This window comes from Thalassobacillus cyri (genome assembly GCF_900107755.1).
Lineage (GTDB): Bacteria > Bacillota > Bacilli > Bacillales > Halobacillaceae > Thalassobacillus > Thalassobacillus cyri.
In genome coordinates, this window is sequence record NZ_FNQR01000001.1 from 125,817 (window position 1) to 151,107 (window position 25,291).

24 protein-coding genes are annotated in these 25,291 nt (G+C 42.9%); 23 read left to right on the plus strand and 1 reads right to left on the minus strand.

Features of this window, described 5'->3' with window-relative positions; genetic code table 11:
- Positions 1–5 precede the first annotated feature (5 nt).
- From BLV00_RS00645 to BLV00_RS00695, 11 genes are all read left to right on the plus strand, one after another.
- Positions 6–854, plus strand: a complete 849-nt coding sequence (locus tag BLV00_RS00645; RefSeq protein WP_093041132.1) for an energy-coupling factor ABC transporter ATP-binding protein — start codon at positions 6–8, stop codon at positions 852–854.
- The gene (locus BLV00_RS00650) at positions 838–1,698 is read left to right on the plus strand and encodes a nucleoside phosphorylase (protein WP_093041135.1); all 861 of its coding nucleotides are present in this window, start codon (positions 838–840) and stop codon (positions 1,696–1,698) included. The genes BLV00_RS00645 and BLV00_RS00650 overlap by 17 nt, the downstream gene beginning before the upstream one ends.
- A 15-nt stretch (positions 1,699–1,713) precedes the next feature.
- Entirely contained in the window at positions 1,714–2,514 is an 801-nt protein-coding gene (locus tag BLV00_RS00655; RefSeq protein ID WP_093041138.1) for an MTAP family purine nucleoside phosphorylase, read from the plus strand.
- Between the two features lie 5 nt (positions 2,515–2,519).
- Entirely contained in the window at positions 2,520–3,938 is a 1,419-nt protein-coding gene (locus BLV00_RS00660; RefSeq protein WP_093041143.1) for an amidohydrolase family protein, read from the plus strand.
- Between the two features lie 15 nt (positions 3,939–3,953).
- Entirely contained in the window at positions 3,954–4,556 is a 603-nt protein-coding gene (locus tag BLV00_RS00665) for a class II aldolase/adducin family protein (RefSeq protein ID WP_093041145.1), read from the plus strand.
- 19 nt (positions 4,557–4,575) lie between these two features.
- Positions 4,576–5,640 carry an S-methyl-5-thioribose-1-phosphate isomerase gene (mtnA, locus tag BLV00_RS00670; protein ID WP_093041148.1) on the plus strand — a complete coding sequence of 355 codons (1,065 nt, stop codon included), beginning with the start codon at positions 4,576–4,578 and terminating at the stop codon, positions 5,638–5,640.
- A 19-nt stretch (positions 5,641–5,659) separates the two neighbouring features.
- Positions 5,660–5,830, plus strand: a complete 171-nt coding sequence (locus BLV00_RS00675) for a DUF1427 family protein (RefSeq protein WP_093041151.1) — start codon at positions 5,660–5,662, stop codon at positions 5,828–5,830.
- A gap of 24 nt (positions 5,831–5,854) precedes the next feature.
- Entirely contained in the window at positions 5,855–8,038 is a 2,184-nt protein-coding gene (locus BLV00_RS00680; protein WP_093041153.1) for a malate synthase G, read from the plus strand.
- Between the two features lie 325 nt (positions 8,039–8,363).
- Positions 8,364–8,690 (plus strand): hypothetical protein, encoded by a 327-nt coding sequence (locus BLV00_RS00685; RefSeq protein WP_093041156.1) that lies wholly within the window; start codon positions 8,364–8,366, stop codon positions 8,688–8,690.
- Positions 8,691–8,985: 295 nt separating this feature from the next.
- Entirely contained in the window at positions 8,986–9,438 is a 453-nt protein-coding gene (locus BLV00_RS00690) for a TetR family transcriptional regulator C-terminal domain-containing protein (RefSeq protein WP_093041159.1), read from the plus strand.
- 284 nt (positions 9,439–9,722) lie between these two features.
- On the plus strand, positions 9,723–10,763 hold the full coding sequence (locus tag BLV00_RS00695) for a zinc-binding dehydrogenase (protein WP_093041161.1): 1,041 nt from the start codon (positions 9,723–9,725) through the stop codon (positions 10,761–10,763).
- 203 nt (positions 10,764–10,966) lie between these two features.
- Here BLV00_RS00695 and BLV00_RS00700 read toward each other — a convergent pair whose 3' ends face one another.
- Complete coding sequence (locus BLV00_RS00700; RefSeq protein WP_093041164.1) at positions 10,967–11,212, minus strand: hypothetical protein; 246 nt, start codon at positions 11,210–11,212, stop codon at positions 10,967–10,969.
- An 810-nt stretch (positions 11,213–12,022) separates the two neighbouring features.
- Here BLV00_RS00700 and BLV00_RS00705 point away from each other — a divergent pair.
- From BLV00_RS00705 to BLV00_RS00750, 12 genes are all read left to right on the plus strand, one after another.
- Entirely contained in the window at positions 12,023–13,576 is a 1,554-nt protein-coding gene (locus BLV00_RS00705) for a BCCT family transporter (RefSeq protein WP_245728685.1), read from the plus strand.
- Between the two features lie 35 nt (positions 13,577–13,611).
- Positions 13,612–14,865: an ergothioneine biosynthesis protein EgtB gene (egtB, locus tag BLV00_RS00710; protein ID WP_093041170.1), complete on the plus strand. Its 1,254-nt coding sequence runs from the start codon at positions 13,612–13,614 to the stop codon at positions 14,863–14,865.
- A 392-nt stretch (positions 14,866–15,257) separates the two neighbouring features.
- Positions 15,258–15,569 carry a transposase gene (locus tag BLV00_RS22790; protein WP_483887627.1) on the plus strand — a complete coding sequence of 104 codons (312 nt, stop codon included), beginning with the start codon at positions 15,258–15,260 and terminating at the stop codon, positions 15,567–15,569.
- 143 nt (positions 15,570–15,712) lie between these two features.
- Complete coding sequence (locus BLV00_RS22450) at positions 15,713–15,844, plus strand: hypothetical protein (RefSeq protein ID WP_281242959.1); 132 nt, start codon at positions 15,713–15,715, stop codon at positions 15,842–15,844.
- Positions 15,845–16,362: 518 nt separating this feature from the next.
- Positions 16,363–17,064, plus strand: coding sequence for an alpha/beta hydrolase (locus BLV00_RS00715; RefSeq protein ID WP_093041173.1), 702 nt, complete (start codon positions 16,363–16,365; stop codon positions 17,062–17,064).
- A gap of 17 nt (positions 17,065–17,081) precedes the next feature.
- Entirely contained in the window at positions 17,082–18,401 is a 1,320-nt protein-coding gene (locus BLV00_RS00720; protein ID WP_245728686.1) for an ABC transporter substrate-binding protein, read from the plus strand.
- 94 nt (positions 18,402–18,495) lie between these two features.
- Positions 18,496–19,239 (plus strand): N-acetylmannosamine-6-phosphate 2-epimerase, encoded by a 744-nt coding sequence (locus BLV00_RS00725; protein ID WP_093041928.1) that lies wholly within the window; start codon positions 18,496–18,498, stop codon positions 19,237–19,239.
- Entirely contained in the window at positions 19,193–20,032 is an 840-nt protein-coding gene (locus BLV00_RS00730) for a MurR/RpiR family transcriptional regulator (protein ID WP_245728688.1), read from the plus strand. The genes BLV00_RS00725 and BLV00_RS00730 overlap by 47 nt, the downstream gene beginning before the upstream one ends.
- 20 nt (positions 20,033–20,052) lie before the next feature.
- The gene (locus BLV00_RS00735) at positions 20,053–20,967 is read left to right on the plus strand and encodes an ROK family protein (protein WP_093041175.1); all 915 of its coding nucleotides are present in this window, start codon (positions 20,053–20,055) and stop codon (positions 20,965–20,967) included.
- Positions 20,964–21,842: a carbohydrate ABC transporter permease gene (locus BLV00_RS00740; protein WP_093041177.1), complete on the plus strand. Its 879-nt coding sequence runs from the start codon at positions 20,964–20,966 to the stop codon at positions 21,840–21,842. Before BLV00_RS00735 ends, BLV00_RS00740 begins: the two co-directional genes overlap by 4 nt.
- A 5-nt stretch (positions 21,843–21,847) precedes the next feature.
- The gene (locus tag BLV00_RS00745) at positions 21,848–22,795 is read left to right on the plus strand and encodes a carbohydrate ABC transporter permease (protein ID WP_093041180.1); all 948 of its coding nucleotides are present in this window, start codon (positions 21,848–21,850) and stop codon (positions 22,793–22,795) included.
- Positions 22,792–25,290: a glycoside hydrolase family 38 N-terminal domain-containing protein gene (locus BLV00_RS00750; protein WP_093041184.1), complete on the plus strand. Its 2,499-nt coding sequence runs from the start codon at positions 22,792–22,794 to the stop codon at positions 25,288–25,290. The genes BLV00_RS00745 and BLV00_RS00750 overlap by 4 nt, the downstream gene beginning before the upstream one ends.
- Position 25,291 lies beyond the last annotated feature (1 nt).

The following is a 25,291-nucleotide window of genomic DNA, read 5'->3' on the forward strand; positions in this document are numbered from 1 at the left end:
AGTGAGTGGAACCATATATCTCAGTGAAAAATGTCTCTCATAAGTACCCGAACGGCGTGACTGCCATCAAAGATATTAACCTCGACATTCACGAAGGAGAAGTGGTAGCTATCCTTGGCAGTAACGGATCCGGCAAAACAACACTCGTCAAACATTTCAATGGCCTGCTCAAACCTACCAAAGGCGAGATAACGGTAGGTACGATGAATACCAAAAAAGAGAGGATTTCGAAGCTGTCCAGCCGGGTCGGTTATGTATTTCAGAATCCAAATCACCAGACATTCCTCCCATCGGTCAAGCAAGAATTGGCTTACGGTTGTAAAAATCTGAAGATGACGGAAGAGGATATAGAAACGCGTGTCCAAAAGGCGATCGATCTCTTTCGGCTGGAAGACCGCTTGGATGATAACCCGTTTGATTTGAATTCGAGCCAGCGGAAAGAAGTGGCGATGGCGTCAATCATGGCGGTATCACCGAAAGTGATCGTCCTGGACGAGCCGACTACCGGACAGGATCACAAAGGATGCAAGCGGGTGCTCGAGCTGGTACGGATGTTCCAGAGAGAAGGGCATATCGTTGTACTCATCACCCACGACATGCACCTGATTGGGGAACTAAACTGTCGGACGGTGGTCATGAATCAAAGCGAGAAGATCGCAGACGATCACGCAAGTGTTGTGTTTTCGGATAAAGGCATTATGGAGGAAGCCGGGCTGCAGCCACCGCAGATAACCCAGTTTGCCAATCAAATTACTAACCTGGATGAAATGAAAACCTATTTAACCGTCGAATCAATCATTGAATGGATGAAAGCGAATAAAGAGGAGGATGTAAAAGTTGGTACAGGATCTTAAATGGAAAGCTAAAGCAGATCGACCAGAGAACGCCGATCAATCACAATACCATATCCGTTGTCGCCCGGGTGATGTGGAGAAATATGTACTATTGCCAGGGGATCCAGAGCGAGTCGGGCAAATGGCGGCATTGTGGGAGGAAAAACGGCATGTCGCTACCTATCGGGAGCATGTGACCTATACCGGAAAAGTTGGAGGCGTTGGTATTTCTGCTTGTTCTACAGGGGCAGGCGGGCCATCAACCGCAAGTGCGTTAGAAGAACTCGCTGAAATTGGCGCCGAAACATTCATTCGCGTAGGCACTTGCGGAGCCATGCAGGAAAACATTGAACCTGGTGACTTGATCATCTGTGCCGGAGCGGTCCGTTACGACGGGACAAGCGACCAGTACGTCGATCATAAATATCCTGCCATCGCGAACCAGGAAGTCGTGATGGCACTGATCGAAGCGGCAGAACGCATTGGTGCGACTTATCACGTCGGAATCGGTTATACTGCAGCATCCTTCTTCTGCGGCCAGGGAAGATCCGGGTTTAACAACTACAGGCAAAGCTGGATGGAAACCATTATGGAAGATATGCAAAAAGCCGGTGTATTGAATTTTGAGATGGAAGCCTCAACTGTGCTGACACTAAGCAGCCTGTTCAACCTGAGAGCAGGTGCCGTGTTTACAGTAGTAGCCAACCGGGTGAAAGATGAATTTGAATACAAAGGGGAAGGCGTAGCCCAATCGATCGCTGTTGCTACAGAAGCGACGAAGATACTGAACGAATGGGATGAATTGAAAAAACGCTCAGGAAAACCTTACTTTTTCCCTTCATTATTACAGCAAGCCCAAAAATAGATTAGGAGGAATACTATGAAAATCGGTATTATCGGAGGAACAGGTTTTTATAATTTAGTAGATGATATGAAAGAAAGAACAGTGACAACTGAATATGGGGATGCCATCGTCTATGAAGGCGAACATGCTGGAAAGGAAATCTACTTTTTGCCAAGGCACGGTAAGACACATGACAGCCTGGCACATCAAATTAATTACCGCGCTAACATGATGGCGCTAAAGCAGCTGGACATTGATCATGTCATTGCGATGTGTGCGGTCGGATCACTGAACCCGGAAATTCCCGTTGGGAAACTGGCGCTGCTTGATCAGTTCTATGATGCTACGACTAACCGCATTAATACTTACGATAAATATTCCGTAGAAATCACACAGCCATATTGTCCTGATCTAAATCAGACGTTTAAGAATGCAGCGGAAACATTAGATATCGACTTAGTACCGAAAGCGAACTATGTCTGTGTCGATGGTCCACGATATGAGACAGCACTGGAAATTCAGTTGTACAAGCAATGGGGAATGGATGTCGTAGGCATGACGAATGCAACCGAAGCTATTTTAGCCCGTGAGCTTGGCCTGGCCTATGCCGTGGTAGTCATCTCTACTGACCTCGCGGCGGGTACAACGGATGTGCCACCTGATCTTGATACCCATAAAAATGTCGTCAAAGATAATCAGGAAAAAATCAAGGAGCTATTCTTGAAAACAGTAGAACTGGCGACAGACGACAAGCCATCGATTGCCCATGAAGCATATGAACGGGCGCTGGCAGCACGGGCGGAAAAGCTGAAAAAAGCACAAGTAACAAACGCGTAGGGGCCATGAGTGTTCTTATAAAAAATGCGGAAATGGTAACGATGGATGACCAGCGGGTGGCAACTGGCAATTTGCTGATCGAAGATGGCAAAATCAAGCATGTTTTTCCGGAAGGAGAGCTGCCAGCCTTCTGTCACGCAACGGAAGTGTTCAATGCGGAAGGAAAGCTAGTGATTCCTGGCATGACAAATGCCCACTACCACTCTTATTCCAATCTATTAAAGGGGACGGAAAGCACCTACCCGCTTGAAGTCTGGTCCCTGTTCACCGTTGCTTACGGACACTCGCTGTCGGATGAAGATATCCATGATGCTGTCCTGTTAGGTGCCGCGGAGATGATTCGAAACGGCATCACAGGCTGCATCGATCATTTCCCGCATTTTTCGAAAGCAGAAGCCGCATTGGAAGCTTACCAAAAGTCCAAAATGCATGTCGCTTTTGCACCGATGCTTCATGATGTTCCAGATTACGAGTTTTTGCAGATAGACTTTCCAGATACTATCAAACAAAAGTTTGCTGCTTCGAAACCACCGACACCGGAACGTATGAAAGGTTTTTATGAAGATTTAATCAATCGGTGGCACAGAAAAAACGAGCGGATTCAGATTATGGTCGGACCGAATGCACCGCAGCGGTGCAGCCGGGAAATGCTTCGAATATGCAGGGAACTTAGTGAATTATACGACCTGAATGTCCATACCCATTTACTGGAAACGTATATCCAACACGATTACGGTATGAAAGCCTACAAAAAAGGTATTATCGGTCATCTTGACCGCGCAGGCTTGCTAAACGAACGTTTATCCGCGGCTCATGCGGTTTGGCTTGCACCCGATGAAATCGATTTGTTGAAAGACCGAGGCGTATCCATCATCCATAACCCTGCCAGTAATATGATTTTAGGAAGTGGTACAGCTCCGATTATGACATATATGGAGAAAGGCATGCCAGTAAGTCTTGGTACCGACGCCAGCAACTGCGGGACAAGCCATACCTTATTCGAAAAGATGAGACTGGCGCTAATGATGCAGCGTAACAACGCTTCCGAATATAAGTGGTGGCTGACAGCACACGACATGCTTGAAATGGGGATCTGCCAGGGAGCGGCAATGATGCCAGGCAGGCGGGGTAAAATAAAAGTCGGTTATGATGCGGATCTTGTTTTTATCGATAAAAATAGCCCTACATGGGCGACTGTTAATAATACTCATGAACAACTGGTCTTCCATGAAAATGGCCAATCGATTGAGTCAGTGATGATCAAAGGCGAATGGGTCATGCGCGAGCGTAAAATCGTATCCTTTAATGAAGGAGAAGTGATCGACCGGGTGCGGAGGCGTTCTGCCTACCGACAGGAAAGCACTGCGGAAGCCTTAGCATTCGCTGAAGAACAGCAACCGTTTTTTGAAGCGATTTATAAATGAAGAGGAGGAATCACCATGTCACTAGATTTGTTGAAAAAAGAATTAGAGTACGTCTCCCATAAAGTCTATCAAAAAGGCTATACCCAGGCGACGGGCGGAAACATCAGCGTAAGAATTCCTGGTACGGATAACGTTTTAATCAAGCGAAGCGGTATCAGTTTAGGTGAAGTAAGCCGTGAAGACGCATTGATCGTCAATATGGAAGGCGAAGTGGTCGAGGGTCAGGGAAAGCCGTCGAAAGAAATCGGCTTTCACTTAGGTATCTATAAAGTACGCCCCGATGTCAATGCAGTCGTTCACTGCCATCCGAATTATGCTATTGGTTATGCCTGCCTCGGCATGGAACTTCCACTTCCAACCGTGACCGCGAGAAAACTTCTCGGACATGTTCCTGTCACTGATGTAGCACCTTCCGGATCAAAAGAACTGGCCCAGCATGTTACGGACGTATTCACCCAGTACCCTGATATTAAAATCTCTTTAATGAAAGACCATGGCGTCTGCTCAGTTGGCCCGACTCTTGAGGCTGCTTATAATGTGGTGGATCTCGCGGAAGCCACAGCGAAACAGGCGTTCATTCTATCTCAGCTGCAGGCGAATGTAGCAGTCACCAGCTAATAACGGAGGGAGGAATACGATGCGACTAATCGAAGAACTAGCCAATCGTCACCGGCAGTCTGAACTCGCTTTGCCGATCTGGTTTGAAAACGGAACATTGAAACTGCTTGATCAATTAAAGCTTCCTTTTGAAGAGGAAATCCAGTCAATAGCATCCATAGAGGAACTGGCCGAGGCAATCCGTTCGATGATGATTCGTGGCTCAGGAGCCATTGGGCTTTGTGGGGCTTATGGTGTTTACCTGGCAGCTTACGAGTCAAAAGGGGATGTAGAAAAGATCCGCCAGGCAGGTGACTTATTGAAAAGCACCCGTCCTACTGCTGTTAACTTAATGAAGACAGTTGATGAAATGGTGGCCACAGCTGAATCGACTCAAGGTGATGTTGAAGCACTTGAACAGAAAGCAGTAGAAATCATTGAGCGCCAGCTGGAATTTGAATACCAGCTCGGTAAATATGGCGCAGAATTGATTGAAGACGGCGATACCATTATGACTCACTGTCATTCGGGAGCCCTTGGAGGTGCCGGCTACGGCGGCAGAGCTTTATCGGTCATCCGGGCAGCCCATGAACAAGGGAAGAATATTCACGTATTCACCTGTGAAACCCGTCCGTACCTTCAGGGTGCCAGAATCACAGCCTACGAGCTGAAAAAGTTTGGTATTCCACATACATTAATTACCGATAACATGTCCGGGTTCTGTATGTCCACCGGAAAAATAGACAAAATCGTGGTCGGATCCGATCGGGTTTCAGCTAATGGGGATCTCGCTAATAAAGTAGGCACTTATATGCACGCGCTCGCTGCCAAAGAAAACGGCATCCCATTCTACACGGCCACCTCCAGTCACACGATTGATTTTAATACACCATCGGGGGATGCGATTGAAGTGGAAATGCGAAACGCCGATGAAGTGACAAAAATCAAGGGAGTGCGTATCGCACCTGAAGGTACCAATGCGCTGTATCCATCCTTTGATATTACACCGAATAAGCTCATTTCTGGAATCATTACGGAAACAGGCGTCATCACTGCACCTTTTGAGCAAAATTTAAACAGATTAAATAAAAAAGTGAACGTCTAGCTGGGAGGAGGTCTGCCTGATGGTAAGAGAAGCAGTACTTGCTTTGATCGCCGGAATGGTCATAGGTATAGTATTTAAGCTGATCAAACTTCCCCTGCCGGCACCTCCTGTGCTAGCCGGTGTGCTGGGTGTGGCAGGTGTGTATGTCGGGGGAAGGATTGTCGAAGCTTTTCTAGTAAGGTTCCATTAACTAGTTTTAAAAGGAGGATGATGGATGAGTAATTACGTACAAGCAGGAAGATTACAAGTCGATTCTGCTCTCTATGAATTTATTGTTTCCGAAGCACTGCCGGAAAGCGGGATATTACAAGAAGAATTTTGGGAAAACTTTGATAGGCTGGTGCATGACCTGGCTCCTGAAAATAAACGTTTGCTGGAAAAAAGGGATGAGTTTCAGGAGAAAATCGATACCTGGAACCTGGAGAATAAAGGAGACTTTGATTTAAATACTTATCAAGCGTTTTTGAAGGACATCGGTTACTTGGAAGCTCTGGTAGAAGATTTTGAAGTCACAACAGAAAATGTCGATGATGAAATCGCTAAGCAGGCAGGACCTCAACTGGTTGTACCAGTAGATAATGCAAGGTATGCGTTGAATGCGGCGAACGCCCGATATGGCAGCCTTTATGATGCCCTTTACGGAACGGATGTAATCAGCGAATCAGATGGGACAGAGCGTGGTGAATCTTATAACCCTGTGCGCGGACAAAAAGTTATCCAGTATGCGAAGGCATTTCTGGATGATGTTTTCCCATTGGAAAAATCCAATCATTATGAAGCGGCTGGTTATTCCGTTAAGGGTGGAGAACTGGTCGTAAAGCTTCTCAGCGATAAGCATACGAAGCTCGAGCATCCTGAAAAATTCAAAGGATACAAAGGATCGCCGGAGGAACCAACTGCCATTTTACTCGAAAACAATGGTCTGCATGTAGAAATCCAAATTGATTCGTATCACCCAATCGGTAAAACAGACAATGCGGGTGTGAAGGATATTTGCATGGAAGCGGCGACGACAACGATTATGGATTGTGAAGATTCGGTAGCTGCAGTAGATGCCGAAGACAAAGTCCAGGTGTATAGCAACCTGCTGGGCTTGATGAAAGGGACATTAAAGTCTACATTCAATAAAGGCGGAACGGCTGTGACCCGGACGCTTAACCAGGACCGATGCTATATCACGCCTGAGGGAGAGGACATCACCCTCCATGGCCGCTCGCTGATGTTCATGCGTAATGTCGGCCATTTGATGACCACTGATGCCATTTTAGATAAGGATGGCAATGAAATCCCGGAGGGCATCATGGACGGCGTAGTGACCAGCCTTGTTGCCAAGCATGACCTGCTTCGGAATGCAAAGTTCCAGAATTCCGAGAAAGGTTCCATTTATATTGTGAAACCTAAAATGCATGGGTCAGAAGAAGTGGCCTTTGCCAACAAGCTCTTTAATCGCGTAGAAGATATGCTCGGACTGGAGCGGCATACAATTAAAATTGGCGTCATGGATGAGGAGCGCCGTACCACACTAAATTTAAAAAATTGTATTGCCGAAGTGAAAGAGCGAATCGTCTTTATTAATACCGGTTTCCTGGACAGGACTGGGGATGAAATCCATACATCGCTGCAAGCGGGGGCGATGATCCGGAAGAAAGATATGAAATCCTCCAATTGGCTGAAGGCCTATGAGCAGTCTAATGTCCAAGTCGGACTGTCAGCAGGACTACAGGGACGTGCCCAAATCGGGAAAGGTATGTGGGCCATGCCTGAAATGATGAAATCGATGATTGATGAAAAAGGCGGGCAGCTGAAAGCAGGCGCAAACACAGCATGGGTGCCTTCGCCTACAGCAGCGACTTTGCATGCGATGCATTATCATTCTATCAATGTCAGGAAAGTTCAAAATGACATCAAAGCCCAAATGGAAGATGTACAAGGTGACATCCTCGATGTACCTGTTGCGAAAGAAACAAATTGGAGCAGCAATGAAATCCAGCAGGAACTTGATAATAATGCGCAAGGCATTCTTGGCTATGTTGTCCGCTGGATCAACCACGGTGTCGGCTGCTCGAAGGTACCGGACATCAACAACATCGGTCTGATGGAAGACCGGGCGACCCTAAGAATTTCCTCTCAGCATATGGCCAATTGGCTGCGCCACGGCATCGTCACGGAAGAGCAGGTAGAGGAAACCCTTTACCGTATGGCGAAGGTGGTGGATGAACAAAACGCCGGTGATCCACAATACCACCCGATGGCAGCTGATTATGAAGGATCGGTTGCTTTCCAGGCTGCCTGTGACTTGGTTTTTGACGGGGCCAACCAGCCAAATGGTTATACGGAACCGATCCTCCATCGCCGCAGGGCAGAAGCAAAAGCGAAACAAAAAGTAAGCCAAGTGTAAAAATAGGAAGGACGTAATCATATTTAAAGATTACGTCCTTTTTTCTGTATATGAGGTTATTGTCTTTGTAAGTGATGGATATTAGTTAGGTCTATATTCTCCTGATATACTTCCCTGATTTCTCAAAATCTCTTGTCATGTTCTTTGAACGGAAAGAAATACTACTCTATTATTTAAAGCCAAAACAGTCAGAGACTTTTTTCTATAGAATGGCACCTCCACAGGACTTTCTATGGAATTATATAGTCCTTTGTAAGTGATTCGATGTTATCTCGTTTTTTCGGGAATTTTGTCGGATAATAAACAGGAAAAGGAGGGAGTTGATGTGAAGTTAGAAAAAGTCCGTTCCAGACAGTTGCCAAAAAAGCCGGTTATTTATATGCCAGTGAAATGGTGCCGTGAAATAGACATTTGCATCGGGGAGCAGGTTGATATCAGGTTTCATCAAAACGACATCTTCATTGAAAAAGCAAATCCCGAAAGCCCACATAATAAAAGGTATGTGACCGAGACGACTGCGATCAACATACCAAAAGAGATTGAGAAAGAGTTACGTATAGAGCCTTATCAGCCTTATAGTCTGTATATCGATCGAACTCATAATCGTTTTGTCATTTCTCTTGAGCAGGAAGAGGAAGCATACATGAATTGATTTAAGTCGGCTAAGCCGCAGTGCTGTTGAAGGAATAACGGACTGTGGCTTTTTTGTGGCTTATTAGGCCAATTATATATTTGCGCACAGTAGGCAGGGGATATTTTTCTTTTACTTGCAGATGGAACAGCGGCCCCTTGACTAGAATCGATAGCCTACTAAAACGCTGCTATTACGGAAATTATTTAACTTTATTTAATAAGTATAAGCAAAAGATCTAGGGGATTAATTTAAAAATAGGACTGACATAGCCATCATGAGGGAAAAGAAAAACGGTCAAGGAGGTTTATGCTATATGGAACATAGAATTTCCCACAAGGGTATGGATGAGTTATTAAAGCAATTGGAAGATGACTATGTGAAAGCTGTCAAAGACAATGAAAGTACGACCGTAGAAGGTTTCATTGAGAAATTTTTGTATGATTCCTGGGACTATAATGAACAGAATATAGACAAAATCAAAAGCGTGTTGAGCCGTTACAAAAGTGGTGAAATTTATCAAAGGATCTTCAGCAGCGCCTTCAAGGAAATGGTCGATCATCTTCAGGTGAAATTGGAGCACCTCGATCAGGACAAGGTCTACCCTGTCCTTCACTCAAACCAGGGAGCTTCTTTGCTCGTCGCTTTCGTAGACGGTTTGGTCATCCAGTACTATTTAGGGGTGTATGACGCCGATCAGTTAAGGGAAATGACTCCATACGTAAAACGTGTTATTCTTCAAGCATTGAGAACGGAAGTCGATGGCTAAGGGGAACGGAATGTCTGGAAGATAAAAGGGGTGAATCCGGATAGTGGGTTCACCCCTTATTCATGGGTGGGGCATAAATAGAATGGATTTAAATTCAACTATAATAATGGGTGCTTTCATTTATTATGCTCATTGTGATTAACTAGTAAGTATCTTCATGTAGGATGCAAACATAGGAGTTTTAATGATAGTTTAAAAAAGAGGAATAATAAATGGCGTGTGCTCTTTTCTGAAACATGAGCAATAATTAAAAGTATTTCAAATAAAAGTAAAAGGATGGTTTTATGAAAGCTGTACAAGTGACAGGCTACGGAGACGTAGATCAATTAAAAGTAATGGAAACTTCCATACCTGAGCCCAAAGAAAACGAAGTCCTTGTAAAAGTAAAGGCTTGTGCTATTAATAACACAGAAATCTGGATGAGAGAAGGTGCTTACGGCACCGGTTCAAAATCTGGATGGAGACCAGAAGGAGTACAGTTCCCACGTACACCTGGATCTGACATAACAGGAAAAATAGTAAAAGTGGGAAATTCAGTAGAGGAATCGATGAAGGGGAAAGATGTTGTTTTATTTCCTTTTACCTCCAGTGGAGAGGAAGGTTCCGAACATATTGCTGAGGATATGTCTTTTATAGGTTCAGAATACGACGGAGGTTATGCCGAATACGTGGTTTGGCCAGCAGAGCTTTGCTATGACATGCCTCTCACCAGCTATGCAGAGAGTGCTGTCTTTTCAGTAAGCGGGTTAACTGCCTGGCATATGGTTAAACAAATTAAAGTTCAACCAGGTGAGACTGTTATGGTAACTGGGGCAAATGGTGGTGTAGGATCATTAAATGTACAAATTGCCTCTAAAGTCTTTGGTGCTAGGGTTATCGCAATCATTGGGGACTTAGAAGGGGAAGAAAAAATGAAGGAATTAGGAGCCACACACGTTTTATCATATAAATCCGATAAGCTTTCCGAAGAAATTTTAGAAGTGAATGGAAGTCCGGTCGACTCCGTGCTGGATGTTGTAGGAGATGCTTTGTTTTCCACCTCTCTTCAGGTTCTTAAGAAAGGAGGCAAGTTCTGTATTTCAGGATCTGCTGGCGGTCAGCAGACAAATCTTGATTTTAGAACGTTGTATCTAAAACATATTACCATGTATGGATCCGTACTGGGCACGAGGACAGAGTTTAAAGATATGCTTCAGACGATATCTGAAGGGAAAGTTAAGCCCGTCATTGACAAAGCCTTTCCTTTAGAAAAAGCAAGAGAAGCTCAAGTATATTTTAAGAATAAAGGGAAGTTAGGAAAAATTTTATTGCTGCCTGAAGAATAACCGTTCATTTAATTCAACCGTACAAGGACCCTTGGAGTGGCTTCAATTATTATCTATAAAATCAGCAGTAATTGCAGGTTTATTTACCTGAGCACAGAATTTTTCATTTCAGAAAAGGACCAAAGAAAGTTTATAGGAGCTCCCTCGGTAAATGTGGGAACTCCTATTATCTTTAGTAAGTCAATCATCGTAAGGGCTGATTTTTAAATTTCCTCATTTTTTGGTAAGGAATAACCGATCTCATCATTGGCATTATTAACCTCATTATTCCCTTGAGGAAGGTTATTCTGAATACTTTTCATAACTTGGCTATTTTGAGCATTTTGAGTCAGTTGCTGCAAACCACCATTGCGGTTCATCCTTGAAATGCCGTACATTGCTGCTGCTCCTACTACACCCGCAGTCCCGAGTGCTAACCACGTATTTCTTTGACCTTGATTACCATTCATTACATTCATCCCTTTTCTATTAATTATAGTTAGTTACTTCCGACGCAACAAACATTAGTTTAACTTAAATAAACACATATAAACTTCCTATTTCTCCCATAAACTCCAAAAGGCGCTAAAGTGTAAATTGCACATAATAATTGGAATTAGATACTCCATTTGACAGGGCTGAACAAGAACTGGACCTTAGAAAAAAAACATCCGAAGAAAGAAATTATCAGTAAAAGGCTGATGTTCGCTTCTAAAAATAATAGCCCCGACACTTGCAAGCTATATTATAGTTTCAAAAAGGAACCTCCTCATTTTATTTAATATAAAATGGATTCGTCAGTAAGGTAGTAGGGTATAAGCAAGCTGGGAAATTTAGCATATAGATGGATCTGGGCATGAGAACGTGAGAATCCCTGTATATAATGCCTGTCTTCCAGTTAGATAGTATATGGGGGGGCAGGCTTTTTATTATGCAATGAAAGAATTAAATTGCAGTAATATCTGAGTTTCTTAATAAAGATTATGAAAAACAATTTTTTAAATATGGAAAATAAACGGAAAGACACAATTGATATACAGTAAATGGAAAAAGTTTAAAGCGAGCGACATATAAAATGCGGCTAAAAAGACTGGTCAAGTGTTTAGGTGGTTTGTTTTTGTACAGACAAAAGCCTATTCGGGGGAACTGTACGTGTTTTAATATTCTAACAAATGGGAAGGTGGCTAAAGAGTTCATGTTGTTAGACCATTCAAAAATGCATAGGAGGCTTTTCAACGTTTATGGAAACAAAAAGGATCAGGTGGGCAGTTTTTTTGCCCATGGCTATTTTATTAACCATCACCGTCATGGTGGGAATTGTTAATCCTGCAGGGTTTTACAATGGGCAGACAGCCATTGTGGACTTTGCTTTCATCAACTTCGGGTGGCTATTCAATTTGACGGTGTTTTTAATCATCTTTCTTTGTTTATACTTAGGGTTTTCAAGGTTTGGTTCCATTAAGTTTGGAGGAACGGATGCCCAGCCAATAGTAAAAAAGTACACCTGGTTTGCGATTTCCCTAACCGCCGGTATTGGGGTAGGGATTTTATTCTGGGGACTTGCGGAACCGATTACGCATTTCAGTTCTCCACCGGAGGAGTTAGGGGTAGGCCCTAAAACCGAGCAGGCGGCTGTTTTTTCTCTTTCATCCGCTCTGACCCATTGGACGCTGGCACCTTACGCCATTTATGTCCTGTCAGGCATCGCTGTCGCTTACGCCCACTATAACTTGAAGCTTCCTTACAGTATCAGTGCCACGTTGTATCCGCTGATTGGAAAAAGAGCATTCGGATGGATTGGTACATTGGTCGATATTCTGGCTATGTTCGCTATTGCCGGAGGAATGGCAGCCGTGCTTGGGGAAGGCATTCTTCAGATTGGCAGCGGCATCGCCCATTTAACCGGGTTAAGTACAGGACCTTTGATGTGGGGATTATTGATTGCGGTCATAACGGCTACATATGTAATTTCCAGTTATACCGGCCTGCAAAAAGGGATACGGTTTCTGGCTGATCAGAATACGAAAATCTTTCTTTTCTTGCTCGTATTCGTGTTTGTGTTTGGCCCGACTGTTTTCATTTTGAACCTGGGAACACAGGCTACGGGTTATTTTTTGACTAATATGCCACAGCGCTTTCTATGGATGAGTGCGATGGAAGGTTCAGATTGGCCGAGATGGTGGCCGATTTTCAACTGGGCCATCTGGCTTGCCTATGCTCCGATTACCGGGATGTTCCTGGCTCGTTTAGCCTACGGCAGGACATTGCGTCAATTCGTGGTCGTCAACTTACTGCTTCCCTCACTATTTGGCATGCTCTGGTTTTGGGCATTTGGGGGGTCCGCTATTTTCTTCGATTGGAAAGGGGACGGCCAGCTGTGGAATCTTATTAATAATGAAAAGGGCGGTCTGGAGTTGTCCTTGTTTGTGTTCCTGGAACAACTGCCACTATCGACAATTATCAGCTGGCTCATGTTAATCACAATCTTTATCTCTTTTACAACACTGGCTGATTCATTGACAACCACTGTGTCAGCACTGACAACAACGGGCAACACGATTATGAGTCCGGAGCCACCAGCAAAAGTGAAAGTTTTCTGGGGTGTTGTGATGGGACTGATGGCACTCCTGACGATTACGGCTGGTACCGGGGGAGAAATTACCGGTGTGGATGCGGTCAAGCAAATGGCTACCGTCGCAGGTTTTCCTGTACTTTTCTTTGTGATCGTCCAGGCAGTTTCGACAGTGAAAGGCATCGTTAATCACGCCAACGTTGCCCGTCCTGGTTATCAGCCAGGTCCGGTCGAAGTAGAAAAGAGAAAGGTATCAAACTAGCGTTCAGTTAAGATAATGGAAAGGGGAAATAAAGGATGGAAACCACTTTGAGAGAAATGACACTAGCCTATAGGGAAATTAGAGGGCATACGGAAAAACTGGTGTCTAATCTGAACACCGAAGATTTTATGGTCCAGGCGGCTACCCATGTCAGCCCGACGAAATGGCATCTCGCCCATACAACCTGGTTCTTTGAAAAATTTATACTGGAGGCCTATCAGTCTGGTTATCGGCATTTCAATAACGAATTCAATTATTTGTTCAATTCCTATTATGAAACTGTTGGTGAACCATATCCGCAAAGCCAGAGAGGAGCGATTACCCGCCCGACGGTCGCAGAGACATTGAGCTATCGAAAGTATGTGGATGAGCAATTGCTGGATTTGTTGGAGAAGGTGGAAGGAAAGGACGCAGAAAAAATTAATCAGCTGGTGGAAATTGGTCTTCATCATGAGCAGCAGCATCAGGAATTGATACTGATGGATGTCAAATATAACTTTTCCTTCAACCCTCTCTATCCTGCCTTCCAGGAAAGAAAGGATCAGCCGTCATCAGAAGCACCGGAACTCCACTTTCATGACATTGAAGGTGGTTTAGTTGAAGTGGGGCATGATGGTAATGGTTTTGCTTTTGATAATGAAGGGCCCCGTCATAAAACCTACCTGGAACGATACCGGCTGGCGAATCGCCCAGTCACAAATGGGGAGTTTCTCGAATTTATGAATGACAATGGGTATCAAACCTCCCACTATTGGCTATCGGATGGCTGGCAGAAGGTGAACGAAGAGAAATGGAGCCATCCCCAATACTGGGTCAAGCAGGACGGAGAATGGTATATATTCACATTGGCAGGTTTGAAGAAACTGGACTTGCATGCACCTGTCGTTCATGTGAGCTTCTATGAAGCGGATGCCTACGCACGCTGGGCCGGTAAACGCCTGCCGACCGAGCAGGAATGGGAATATGCCATGGAAGACCAGGAAATAGAGGGGAACTTCATGGAAAACGGTAGTTATCACCCGAACGCTTATTATGATGGAGGAATGTTTGACAAAGCCTTTGGAGAAACGTGGGAATGGACGCAAAGTCCATATGTTCCTTATCCAAGAAACAAACCGCTTGATGGCTCCCTGGGAGAGTATAATGCCAAGTTCATGGCTAACCAGATGGTCCTGAAAGGCGGTTCGTGTGTAACCCCTCGTTCTCACACACGCCTGACCTATCGGAACTTTTTCTACCCGGATATGAAATGGCAGTTCAGCGGTTTCCGGCTGGCTGATAATGGCTAGGGCTGGAAGCTTAATATGCTTATCTAAAGCCGCTCCTACAAAGGGAGGCCACTGTAAAAGTCCTTTCCCATCTAAAAGAGCTTTTAAAGTTTGTTGTTGATTCTCACAAATCGCTTTTCGGTGGATGCTCGCCGCGGGCACGGCCTCAGCTAGCTTGGTCAAGAAGATCACTTGACCAAGTGGATTTTCGGCTCGCGCTATTCCCGCAGGCGTCACCACCGAACGCTCACCGTGGAATCAACAGAGGTAAAACGAAAAAGAGTGATTTTCTTTGATTTATAAAAGAAAGTCACTCTTGTTTCTTGTACAATGAAAGTAATACATAAAAGTGAGGGATTCGATGTTAGACCGTCAATTATCTATGAGTTTAAGCCAGTACGAAGGACTATCCGATAAAGGACCATCTTCTTCGGGAAATTAATGAGCTTATAGACTTTTCCTTCGTTTATGACGAACTGAAGAAAAAATACTGTCATGACAATGGACGGAACGCTGTTGATCCCATTCGTATATTCAAATACCCTCTCCTTAAAACATCTATACGTTGTCTGACGTGGATCTCGTGGAACGAGCTCAGGTCGACATGTCCTTCAAACATTTCCTCGAAATGGCTTCAGCTTATTAGCTTACTTCCGTTGCAAACGTCTAAAAGACAAAAATCTTTTAGATCTTCTGATTGGAAAAACCGTGGAGGTTGCTCTTGAGAAAGGTGTGATTAATTCAATCGAAGTTTCTCATCCTCGATGCAACGCACACCAGGGCTCGATACAATCAAACCTCTCGTCAAGAAGTATTGCGTACCCGTTCTAAGAACGTCTGTAAAATGATTTATTCTGTCGATGAATCGATGAAGAAAAAATTTCCTGAGAAACCAACCGAAGATACGCTTAAAGCTGAGCTGGACTATTCGGATCGTCTTGTTGAAGTCATAGAAAAGCAGCCGAAGTTGTCTTTATCCCTAAAATCAAAGAACCATTGAATTTACTTAAAGAGACGATTACAGATGACCAACTGGAATAACAGGAATCCCAAGATCCTGATGCCCGTTTGGGGCATAAATCAGCTGACTCTGCTTTCCTTTGGATAATAAGATACACCTCCGCATGTCTCAGGAACGTATCATAAGGCGTGATGGCGATTTTCACAGCTGATTCGAAACGAATCGTTAAACTAATGAAGGAATAGAGGGTACAAACAACTATAAATTAGACGAAAAGCGGTCTGTATAGAAATTACATTCCACATAGACCGCTTTTTTAAAATTCTACTTTTCGATGGAAGGAAAAGCCGAGGGGTGTTGAACTAAACACATGCCTCGGCTTTCTTTTTTTATCTTACAATTAACTGGTAAAGCAATTAAGTCAAAAATGAACTAATTTTCTAAATATAGAAGGATAACTTCTTTTTATTTTATTATATTGGAGAAAATATTCACATACAGACAAATATGTGCTATTCTTAAATTATGAAAAGGCTTACAAAAAAGAGGTGGTGATCATGCGGAGTGTTTTACAGAGCTATGATATAGCAAGTACGCACCTGAACAAGAGCTTCACTTATCGTATATTGAAACCCAAAAAGATGCTATCCGATGAAGTTGATCTTCTTCTAGTACATGATGGCGATGATTACTTGGAAATCGGGAAGCTACAAGAAACGTACAATCACCACTTGGAAAAAGGCCTTGGTAAAAATACATGCTTTGTACTTTTACCACCAGGTTCTTCAGAGGATCGTTGGCATTATTACCATTCAGATGGGAATTTACACAAAGCTTATCAGCGGTTTATCTACGAGGAATTGTTACCGGAACTTCAAACGAGTATGAAAACTGCAAAGCTGGGTATGCTTGGTGATTCGCTTGCTGGAGCGGTCAGTCTTAGAATAGCTATAGAAAATCCCGGAATATGGTCGCATTTGCTTCTGCAGTCAGCTGCTTTTTCAGAAGAAGATATGAAGCTAAGCGAAAGTCTGGTAAGAAAGCTGCCTTGGACGGTTTATCAATCGGTAGGAACACTGGAAGATGAATTTATCTCACCAATCACACAAAAATGTCTTTACATACTAACTAGAAATCGTCAAATGCCTCATACTATACGGCCTGAGAATTATGTGTATGTGGAAAAGGACCACGGACACTTGTGGGAGTGCTGGCGTGAAGATCTTTCTTCCGCCGTTGAAATATTTTATCAATATTAAAAAAGGGGTTGAGGAGTTTGAAAAAGTTTCCTTTATTGTTTGCGATGGCTTTTGCTTTGATTCTTGTACTTGCAGCCTGCTCCGGTTCAAGTGAAGATACTTCAGCAGAAGGGGACAGCAATGACGATTCAGCTAATGAAACAGAGAAAGAGGAGTCAGTTGAAATTGAGTTTTGGACTATGCAGTTGAAACCGACATTTACAGATTATATTGAAGGGGTTATAGCAGACTTTGAGGAAGAGAATACTAACATTACTGTAAAATGGGTAGATGTCCCTTGGGGCGACATGGAGAAGAAGATACTTTCAGCGGTAGCTTCAGAAACAGCACCTGATGTAGCAAACCTAAACCCGCAATTTGCTTCTAAACTTGCAGAGCTGGATGCACTGATAAATATGGACGAAGCTGTACCAGAAGATAAGAAGGGTGAGTATTTTGAAGGAATCTGGAAATCAAATTCCTTCGGAGGGGAGACTTTTGGAATCCCTTGGTATCTGTCTTCCCAAGTGAGTATGTATAACAGCGATATTCTAGAAGAAGCTGGCCTAACTGGAGAAGATGTGCCAACTAAATATGCGGATGTAGTTGAATTCTCTAAAACTATTAAAGAAGAGACTGGACAGTATGCTTTCTTCCCTCCGATTGATGGAAGTCATTTGTTAGAAACAATGGTAACCATGGGTGTGGAGCTGACCAACGAAGATATGACAAAAGCTGCCTTCAATACAGCTGAAGGTAAAGAAGCGTTCCAATTTTTTGTTGATATGTATGAGAATGAGTTGATCCCACGTGAAGTATTGACTGAAGGACATGGTAAGGCGGTAGATATGTACCAAGCTGGTCAATTAGCTGTTCTTGCAACCGGTCCGCAATTTTTGAATACGGTACAGGAAAACGCTCCGGATATTTATGATGCTACTGGTGTAGCACCAATCATTACGGGAGAAACCGGTCTGATGAACGTAGCTGCTATGAACCTTGTTGTACCTAAAAAGACGGAACATAAAGATGCAGCGGTCCAATTCTCTCTGTTCATGACTAACGCAGAAAATCAAGTGGAATTTGATAAGATTGTACCGATTCTTCCTTCTATTGAAACAGCGCTAGATGATCCTTACTTCAATGACCTCCCGGAAGATCCATCTCCTGAAGACGAAGCACGTATTATTTCTGCAGAGCAACTGAAAGACTCTGAAGTGCTTGTGCCTCCAATGAAGAACTATACAGACCTGCAAAAGGCTATGACAGATGCACTGCAAGCTGCTATGCTTGGTGAAAAATCTATTGATGATGCACTGGCAGACGCTGAACAAAAATGGAATGCTGCTTTGCAATAAAGTTGTTCCAGAAGAAGGAAGAGCGGCTGTCTCTTCCTTCTTTCATGGAAATGTATCATTTGCAAGAGAGAAGCTAAGGCATGGTGGTGAAGAGATGATAAAGGACGAATTTTTTAAACAAGTAAAAGGCAATCTTATTGTTTCGTGCCAAGCCCTGGAAGATGAACCCTTACATGGGTCATCTATTATGGCGAAAATGGCGCTGGCTGCTGAAATGGGTGGAGCATCTGCTATCCGTGCAAATGGTTACCAGGATATTAAAGCAATTCGAACGGTCACTAATTTACCAATCATCGGACTTGTCAAACAAAATTATATTGATTCTGAAATTTATATTACCCCTACTAAAAAGGAAGTAGATGAACTGATTCAAGCTGGAGTATCAATAATTGCATTAGATGCTACAAGTCGTAAGCGTCCAAATGGAGAGAGATTGAAAGATTTAATAACCTATATAAAGAAGAAACAAATAGGTGTTATGGGTGATGTATCAACAGCCGCAGAAGCTCTTAAGGCTGAAAACCTTGGAGTTGACTGCATTGGTACGACTCTGTCTGGTTACACACACTACTCTCCTCAGCAAGCTGGACCTGATTATAAGCTGGTGGAACGTTTAGTAGAAAGTGTAAACGTTCCAGTAATAGCAGAAGGTAAGTATTGGATTCCGGAGGAAGCGTGGCATGCACTGGATCTCGGTGCTCATGCCGTTGTAGTAGGTTCCGCAATAACAAGACCACAATTAATTACAAAGCGATTTACAGACTATTTAAATACGAAAGCAGGTGCTCAACATGACACAGAAGTTGTTGGAGGGGAATTTATTAAACGTAATTCGTAGTTATTACCCTTCTTTGACAAAGTCGGAACAAAAAGTAGCAGATACTGTATTGGATGATATCAATAGTGTTCTGTATTGTTCTGTTACAGACTTGGCAGATAAATCAGGTGTTGGTGAAACTACTGCACTGAGGTTCTGCAGAAAGCTGGGATTCAAAGGTTATCAGGAGTTTAAACTTACTCTTGCTAAGACATTGTCAAATGACAACAAAGAGGAAGTAGTGGAAGAGGGAGTGCACCATCAGATAGCTAAGAATACAAAAGCTGTCATAGATGAGACCCTGGAAATGGTAGATGAGGATTTATTAAATTCATGTATCAGTGTAATCCACCAGGCGAAACAGCTTCGATTTTATGGGGTTGCAACTTCCGGATTAACAGCCCTGGATGCCAAAAATCGTCTGTTACGTATAGGCAAGGCCAGTGATGCAATCATTGATCCTCATATTCAGTCTATGGATGCTTCAACCCTTGGTTCAGGTGATGTCGTTGTCGGCATCAGTGTTTCAGGCAGTACCAAAGATACACTTGACTCTTTAGAAATAGCTAAGAAAAATGGAGCAACTGTCATTGCAATTACGTTTTATGCCCGCTCCCCAATTACACAAGTAGCAGATTACGTACTATTGAGTGGAGGTAAAGAATCCCCTCTTGAAGGAGGTTCATTAGCAGCTAAAATCTCTCAATTATTTATTATAGATCTACTGTGTACGGGGCTTGCACTGCATGATAAAGAAAAAGCATTACAAATGAAAGAAAAGACTGCGAGATCTGTTATTAACAAAATCTATTAAGTGCAGTATGAGGTGAAAGTATGTACGTAATTGGTGTGGATATTGGCGGCACAACTATAAAAGGTTTATTAGTTAACGAAGAACTGGAAACCATTCATAAAAAAATCGTTCCAACCCGAGCCATCCTGGGGAAGGAAATTATTTTAAGTAGTTTAAAAGAAGTTATTGATGAACTTTTACATCACAGCCCAGAACTTCCAGGCGTCATTGGTATTGGCAGTGCCGGAAGAATTAACTTCCAGACCGGGGAGGTTGTTTATGCAACAGAAAATTTACCTGGCTGGCATGGTTTCCCGTTAAAATCCTGGTTGGAAAACAGTTATCACCTTCCTGCTATCGTGGATAATGACGCTAATACAGCGTTGTTAGGAGAATTAATTTTGGGAGGAAGACTGCCTGATGAGGAACATACTATTATGTTGACGCTTGGTACGGGGGTGGGCGGCGCGAACTACTTTTTTGGCCGGATGGTACGTGGCGCTCATCACCAGTCCGGTGAGTGGGGACATACCATTTTATATCCTCACGGACGCTCTTGTAATTGTGGAAAGCAGGGATGTATCGAGCAATATCTATCAGGAAGTGCTTTAAAAAAAGAAGCAGAAAGAAGAACCGGCCGTATGTTTTCAAAAGGTGATGAAATATTTCAGCAATGGAAAAGTGACATGGAGATAAAAGAAGTAGTGCAGAAATTTATTAATGATCTTGCATTAGTGGTGGAGAACATTTCTACCAGTATTGATCCAGATCAGGTGATACTTGGCGGAGGTGTGGTGGATTCCTGTGATTATTGGTGGCCGGACCTGCTGAGAATCTTAAGAGAACGAGAGATAAAAACCAAAGTGAAAGCTGCTTCACATATGAATGTTTCAGGAATGTACGGAGCTGCTTACCTGGCATTAAAGCAAAGAGAAGAAAGTGAGGGAGGACGATGAAACATCGTAGGATAACACCGATTATGTTCTTGCTTCCAGGGTGCATCATACTTGGAGCGTTTATCTTTTATCCAATGATCCAGGCGATCTGGTTAAGTTTCACGAACTATAACATGGTGCAGCAAAACCCTGATTTTGTTGGAGTTGCAAATTACAAGGAACTGTTTGCTGATGCGTTGTTTTGGAAAGTACTCGGGCAAACGTTGCTGTATTTAATCATAGCCGTTCCTGCATTAGTGTTTTTACCAATTTTTTTAGCTATTCTTGTCAACCAGCAGCTGAAAGGGATTACTTTCTTTCGTTCTATCTATTATCTTCCTGTTGTTACTTCCATGGTGGTCGTAGGTATAGCATGGAAATGGATGTATGCAGACCAAGGTGTGTTAAATTATTTGCTAGAAACAGTGGGCCTTATTAATGAGCCAATACATTGGTTGACCTCTACTTCAACGTCTTTATTCGCAGTTATGGCTGTAACGGTATGGAAAGGTCTTGGTTATTATATGGTCATCTATCTTGCTGGTCTTCAAGCCATTCCATCGAATTTGTATGAAGCAGCTGAAATTGATGGTGCAAGTAAATGGCGTCAAATCATTCACATCACGATTCCACTATTAATGCCTTCCATAATGATTGTTACGATCATGTCCTCTATATCAGCAATGAAAGTTTTTGAAGAGATCTACGTTATGACCCAAGGGGGTCCGTTGAACAGTTCCATGACCCTGGTCTATTACATTTATAATGAAGCATTTGAAAGTCTCGAAATGGGGTTTGCCAGTGCGGCAGGGGTCATTCTTTTCATAGTCACGTTGATGTTCTCCATTGTAAATATTGCTTTTATGAATAAACGCGAGCAAGCGATGAAAGGGTGAGAGGAATGGAACAAAACTCCGGTGCACTAAAACAGAACCCAAAGCCGAATGTCCCGATAGAAGATCGTCAAAATCCAAAGTCTGATCCAACTGTAATCAAAGGACCGAGGAAGAAAACGAAACCAACACAAAGAAAAGTTATACAGAAGGCAGCTGCATATATTACTTTGATATTTGTTTCATTAATTATGGTAGGCCCGTTTCTTTGGCTGCTCGCCACTGCTTTAAAGTCTGGCTCGGAAAATATCTTTGCTTATCCGCCAAAGTTTATTCCGGAAAGCCCAACATTATCTAACTTCACTGCTGTTCTAGAATATTTTCCTTTTTTCACTTATTTAATGAATAGTACGATTGTAGCTGTGTTGACAGTGGGAGCAAATTTACTTTTCTGTTCATTAGCAGCCTATCCGCTTGCACGTATGAACTTTCGAGGTAAGAATATTGTATTCATTTTAATCATTAGTACGATGATGATCCCTTTCCAACTTCTTATGATTCCTATCTACATTCTGGCTCTGAATTTAGGGTTGCAGAACACTTACTTGGGATTGGTTCTCCCGCATGCTACGACTGCTTTTGGAATATTTCTCATGCGACAGGCGTTTTTGACCATTCCTTATGAATTGGATGAGTCGGCACGAATGGATGGAGCAAATGCATTCCAGGTATGGTGGAAAATCTTAATGCCACTTGTTCGCCCTTCCTTAGTCACTTTAGCGATTTTTACATTTATGATGGCCTGGGGAGATTTCTTATGGCCATTGATCATTTTGAATGACCAGAGTATGTACACATTGCCGCTTGGTGTCCAATCCTTACAAGGAAATTTCTCGTCTAACTGGCGTTATATTGCTGCTGGGTCGATTATTTCCGTGTTACCGATCATCATTGTTTTCGCCATTTTGCAACGGTACTTTATTGCAGGCGCAATGAAAGGAGCGGTAAAAGGATGAGAAAAGAATCTAGCACCTGTCATGTAGTGTTCCATACCCATTGGGACAGGGAATGGTACTTGCCTTTTGAATTGTTCCGTTACCGGTTTATCCATGTGATGGAACGAATCATTAAAGGAATAGACTCCGATGATATTGAAAAGTTTGTCCTCGATGGCCAGATGGCGGCCCTCGACGATTACTTTGAAGTATGTAGTGACCAGCAGCGGAAAAAAGTTGTTCGGCTTATTAAAAATGGGAAGATCATTATTGGTCCATGGTATGTGCTGGCTGATGAATTCCTCGTATCCGGGGAATCTCTATGGAGAAATTTAGAGATCGGGCTTGAAATGGCAAAAGAATATGGACAACCGCAAATGGTAGGCTACTTGCCTGACACATTTGGCCATAACAGTCAGATGCCGCAATTGTTGAATGCATTTCAAATTGAGAATGCTGTTCTTTGGCGAGGTATTAGTCCGGAAGCATCTGAGTTTTGGTGGCAAAGCCCGGATGGAAGTCGTGTATTTACTGCCTTTTTGCCTGAAGGTTATTACCAGCCGCTCCTTAATGAAGAAGACCCCAGTAAAATGGTGAACGAATACATTGATAAAGTGAAACCGTATGCTACAACCTCGCAATTGTTGCTTACCAATGGTGGCGATCATTTGATGCCTGCTTGGAATTCGATGAAAGAGCAGATGAATAAAGTCAGTAATGAAGAAGTAGAACTAGTGACCTCATCATATGAACAATTCCTGAAAGACATCCGGGAGGAGACTGGTAACCTTAAAACTTATAAAGGTGAATTGCGGTCAAACGACCACTTTTATGTGTTACCAAATGTGCTTTCCACAAGAACATATTTAAAAAAACAGAACCAGGAAATCGAGGATGAAATTACTGGTTATGTAGAGCCGCTGCTTGCGATTGCAGGTGTTTCCCATATGGAACGTTATCTTAATGACACGTGGAAGCTTCTCCTCCTAAACCATCCTCATGACAGCATTTGTGGGTGCAGTATTGATGAAGTACATAAAGAAATGCAAACCAGAACAATGAAATTGAAGCAGCGAATGGATGCCCTTAAACAAGAGGCTTTATATCGATTAGGAGCTCAAGAGTTATCTCTCTCAGGCGATAGTGGACGAAAACCTTTTACTGACATGAGTAAGTTCACTATATTTAACCCTCATGCCTATGAATATACAGGTTGGGTTGAAGGCGTGATTTGGCTTTATGAAGATGAATCATTTGTTATTAAAGACAATCAGGATAAGACACTTAACACAATTGTTTTAGATAAAGTACAAAGCCGACATTTTGCCTCACCTACGGATGGTTTCCCGGAATTCAAAAGTATGTGGAACTATGAAATTGCTATATATGTACAATCACTTCCTGCATTATCACTACAACCATTTTCTGTCGAACAAGGAAAGGCACAAATACCTGGCTTATCATCTACTGCAACGATCAGTAACAAGTATATGGAAATTAATTTAGAAAAAGCTTCACTTTCAGTCAAAGACTTAATGACAGGCGAAGAGTACAACGAATCAAACCGATTGTACAGCTCGCTGGATGCCGGAGATGAATACAATTATTCACCTCCTCTTAATGATCTTATTACCGAAGGAAAACTAGAGGGAGAGCCTGAAGTGAACGTAACAGATAGCTTCCAGGAACTGAGCTATCAATTGCTATTAGAACCACCTGCCTCACTTGATTCTGAGAGGAAAGGGCCAGGTGATAGAACGTCAGCTATCCATGCTGTTTTTACTATACGTCTTTATTCGGACGATCCGATAGCTAAAGTTGATATTCAGCTTCATAACGAGTGTAAAGACCAGCGGTTGCGCATTGTCTTTCCTCAAATAGGCGAAGTGAACGAAACATCTAGTGATACAGCTTTTGATCTAGTGACTCGCTATGCAGCCAAGGAAGAGGCTTTTGATGCTGAAAAAGGAACAGAGGTTCCTGTAGTAGTAGAACCGAGCTATTCGCTAATCTCTGTAAACAGGCTTGTTTTTATGCATCGTGGATTACAAGAATATCAGATTAATTCAAATAACGAATTAGAAATTACGTTACTACGAAGTGTCGGATGGCTTTCAAGAGAAGATCTCCGGACGCGCGGGGGTGGTGCTGGGCCTGGTTTTGAAACTCCAGATGCTCAATGTCTGGGAAGTTACTCTTTCAGTTATGGATTTGGGTTTCAGGAGTCAAAAGAGATAGCTTTAACAAAAGCAAAAGAATTCCGTTTACCGCCAGTTTTTTTGCCAGGAGAGGTGTCAACCGATCCGCTGATCAATTTTTCAGAATCAGTGTTGCAGCTCAGTGCTTTCCGGCAAAAAGACGAAGGAATGGAAGTTCGTGTCTGGAACCCAAAGGATAGTGACTTAAAAACAGATTTCTATTCTGACTGTTCTGTATATAAAGGATTAGAGAAATGCAACCATTCAATAACAATTCCTGCAAAAACAATCGTCACATTGAATCTAGAACGAAGGTGAG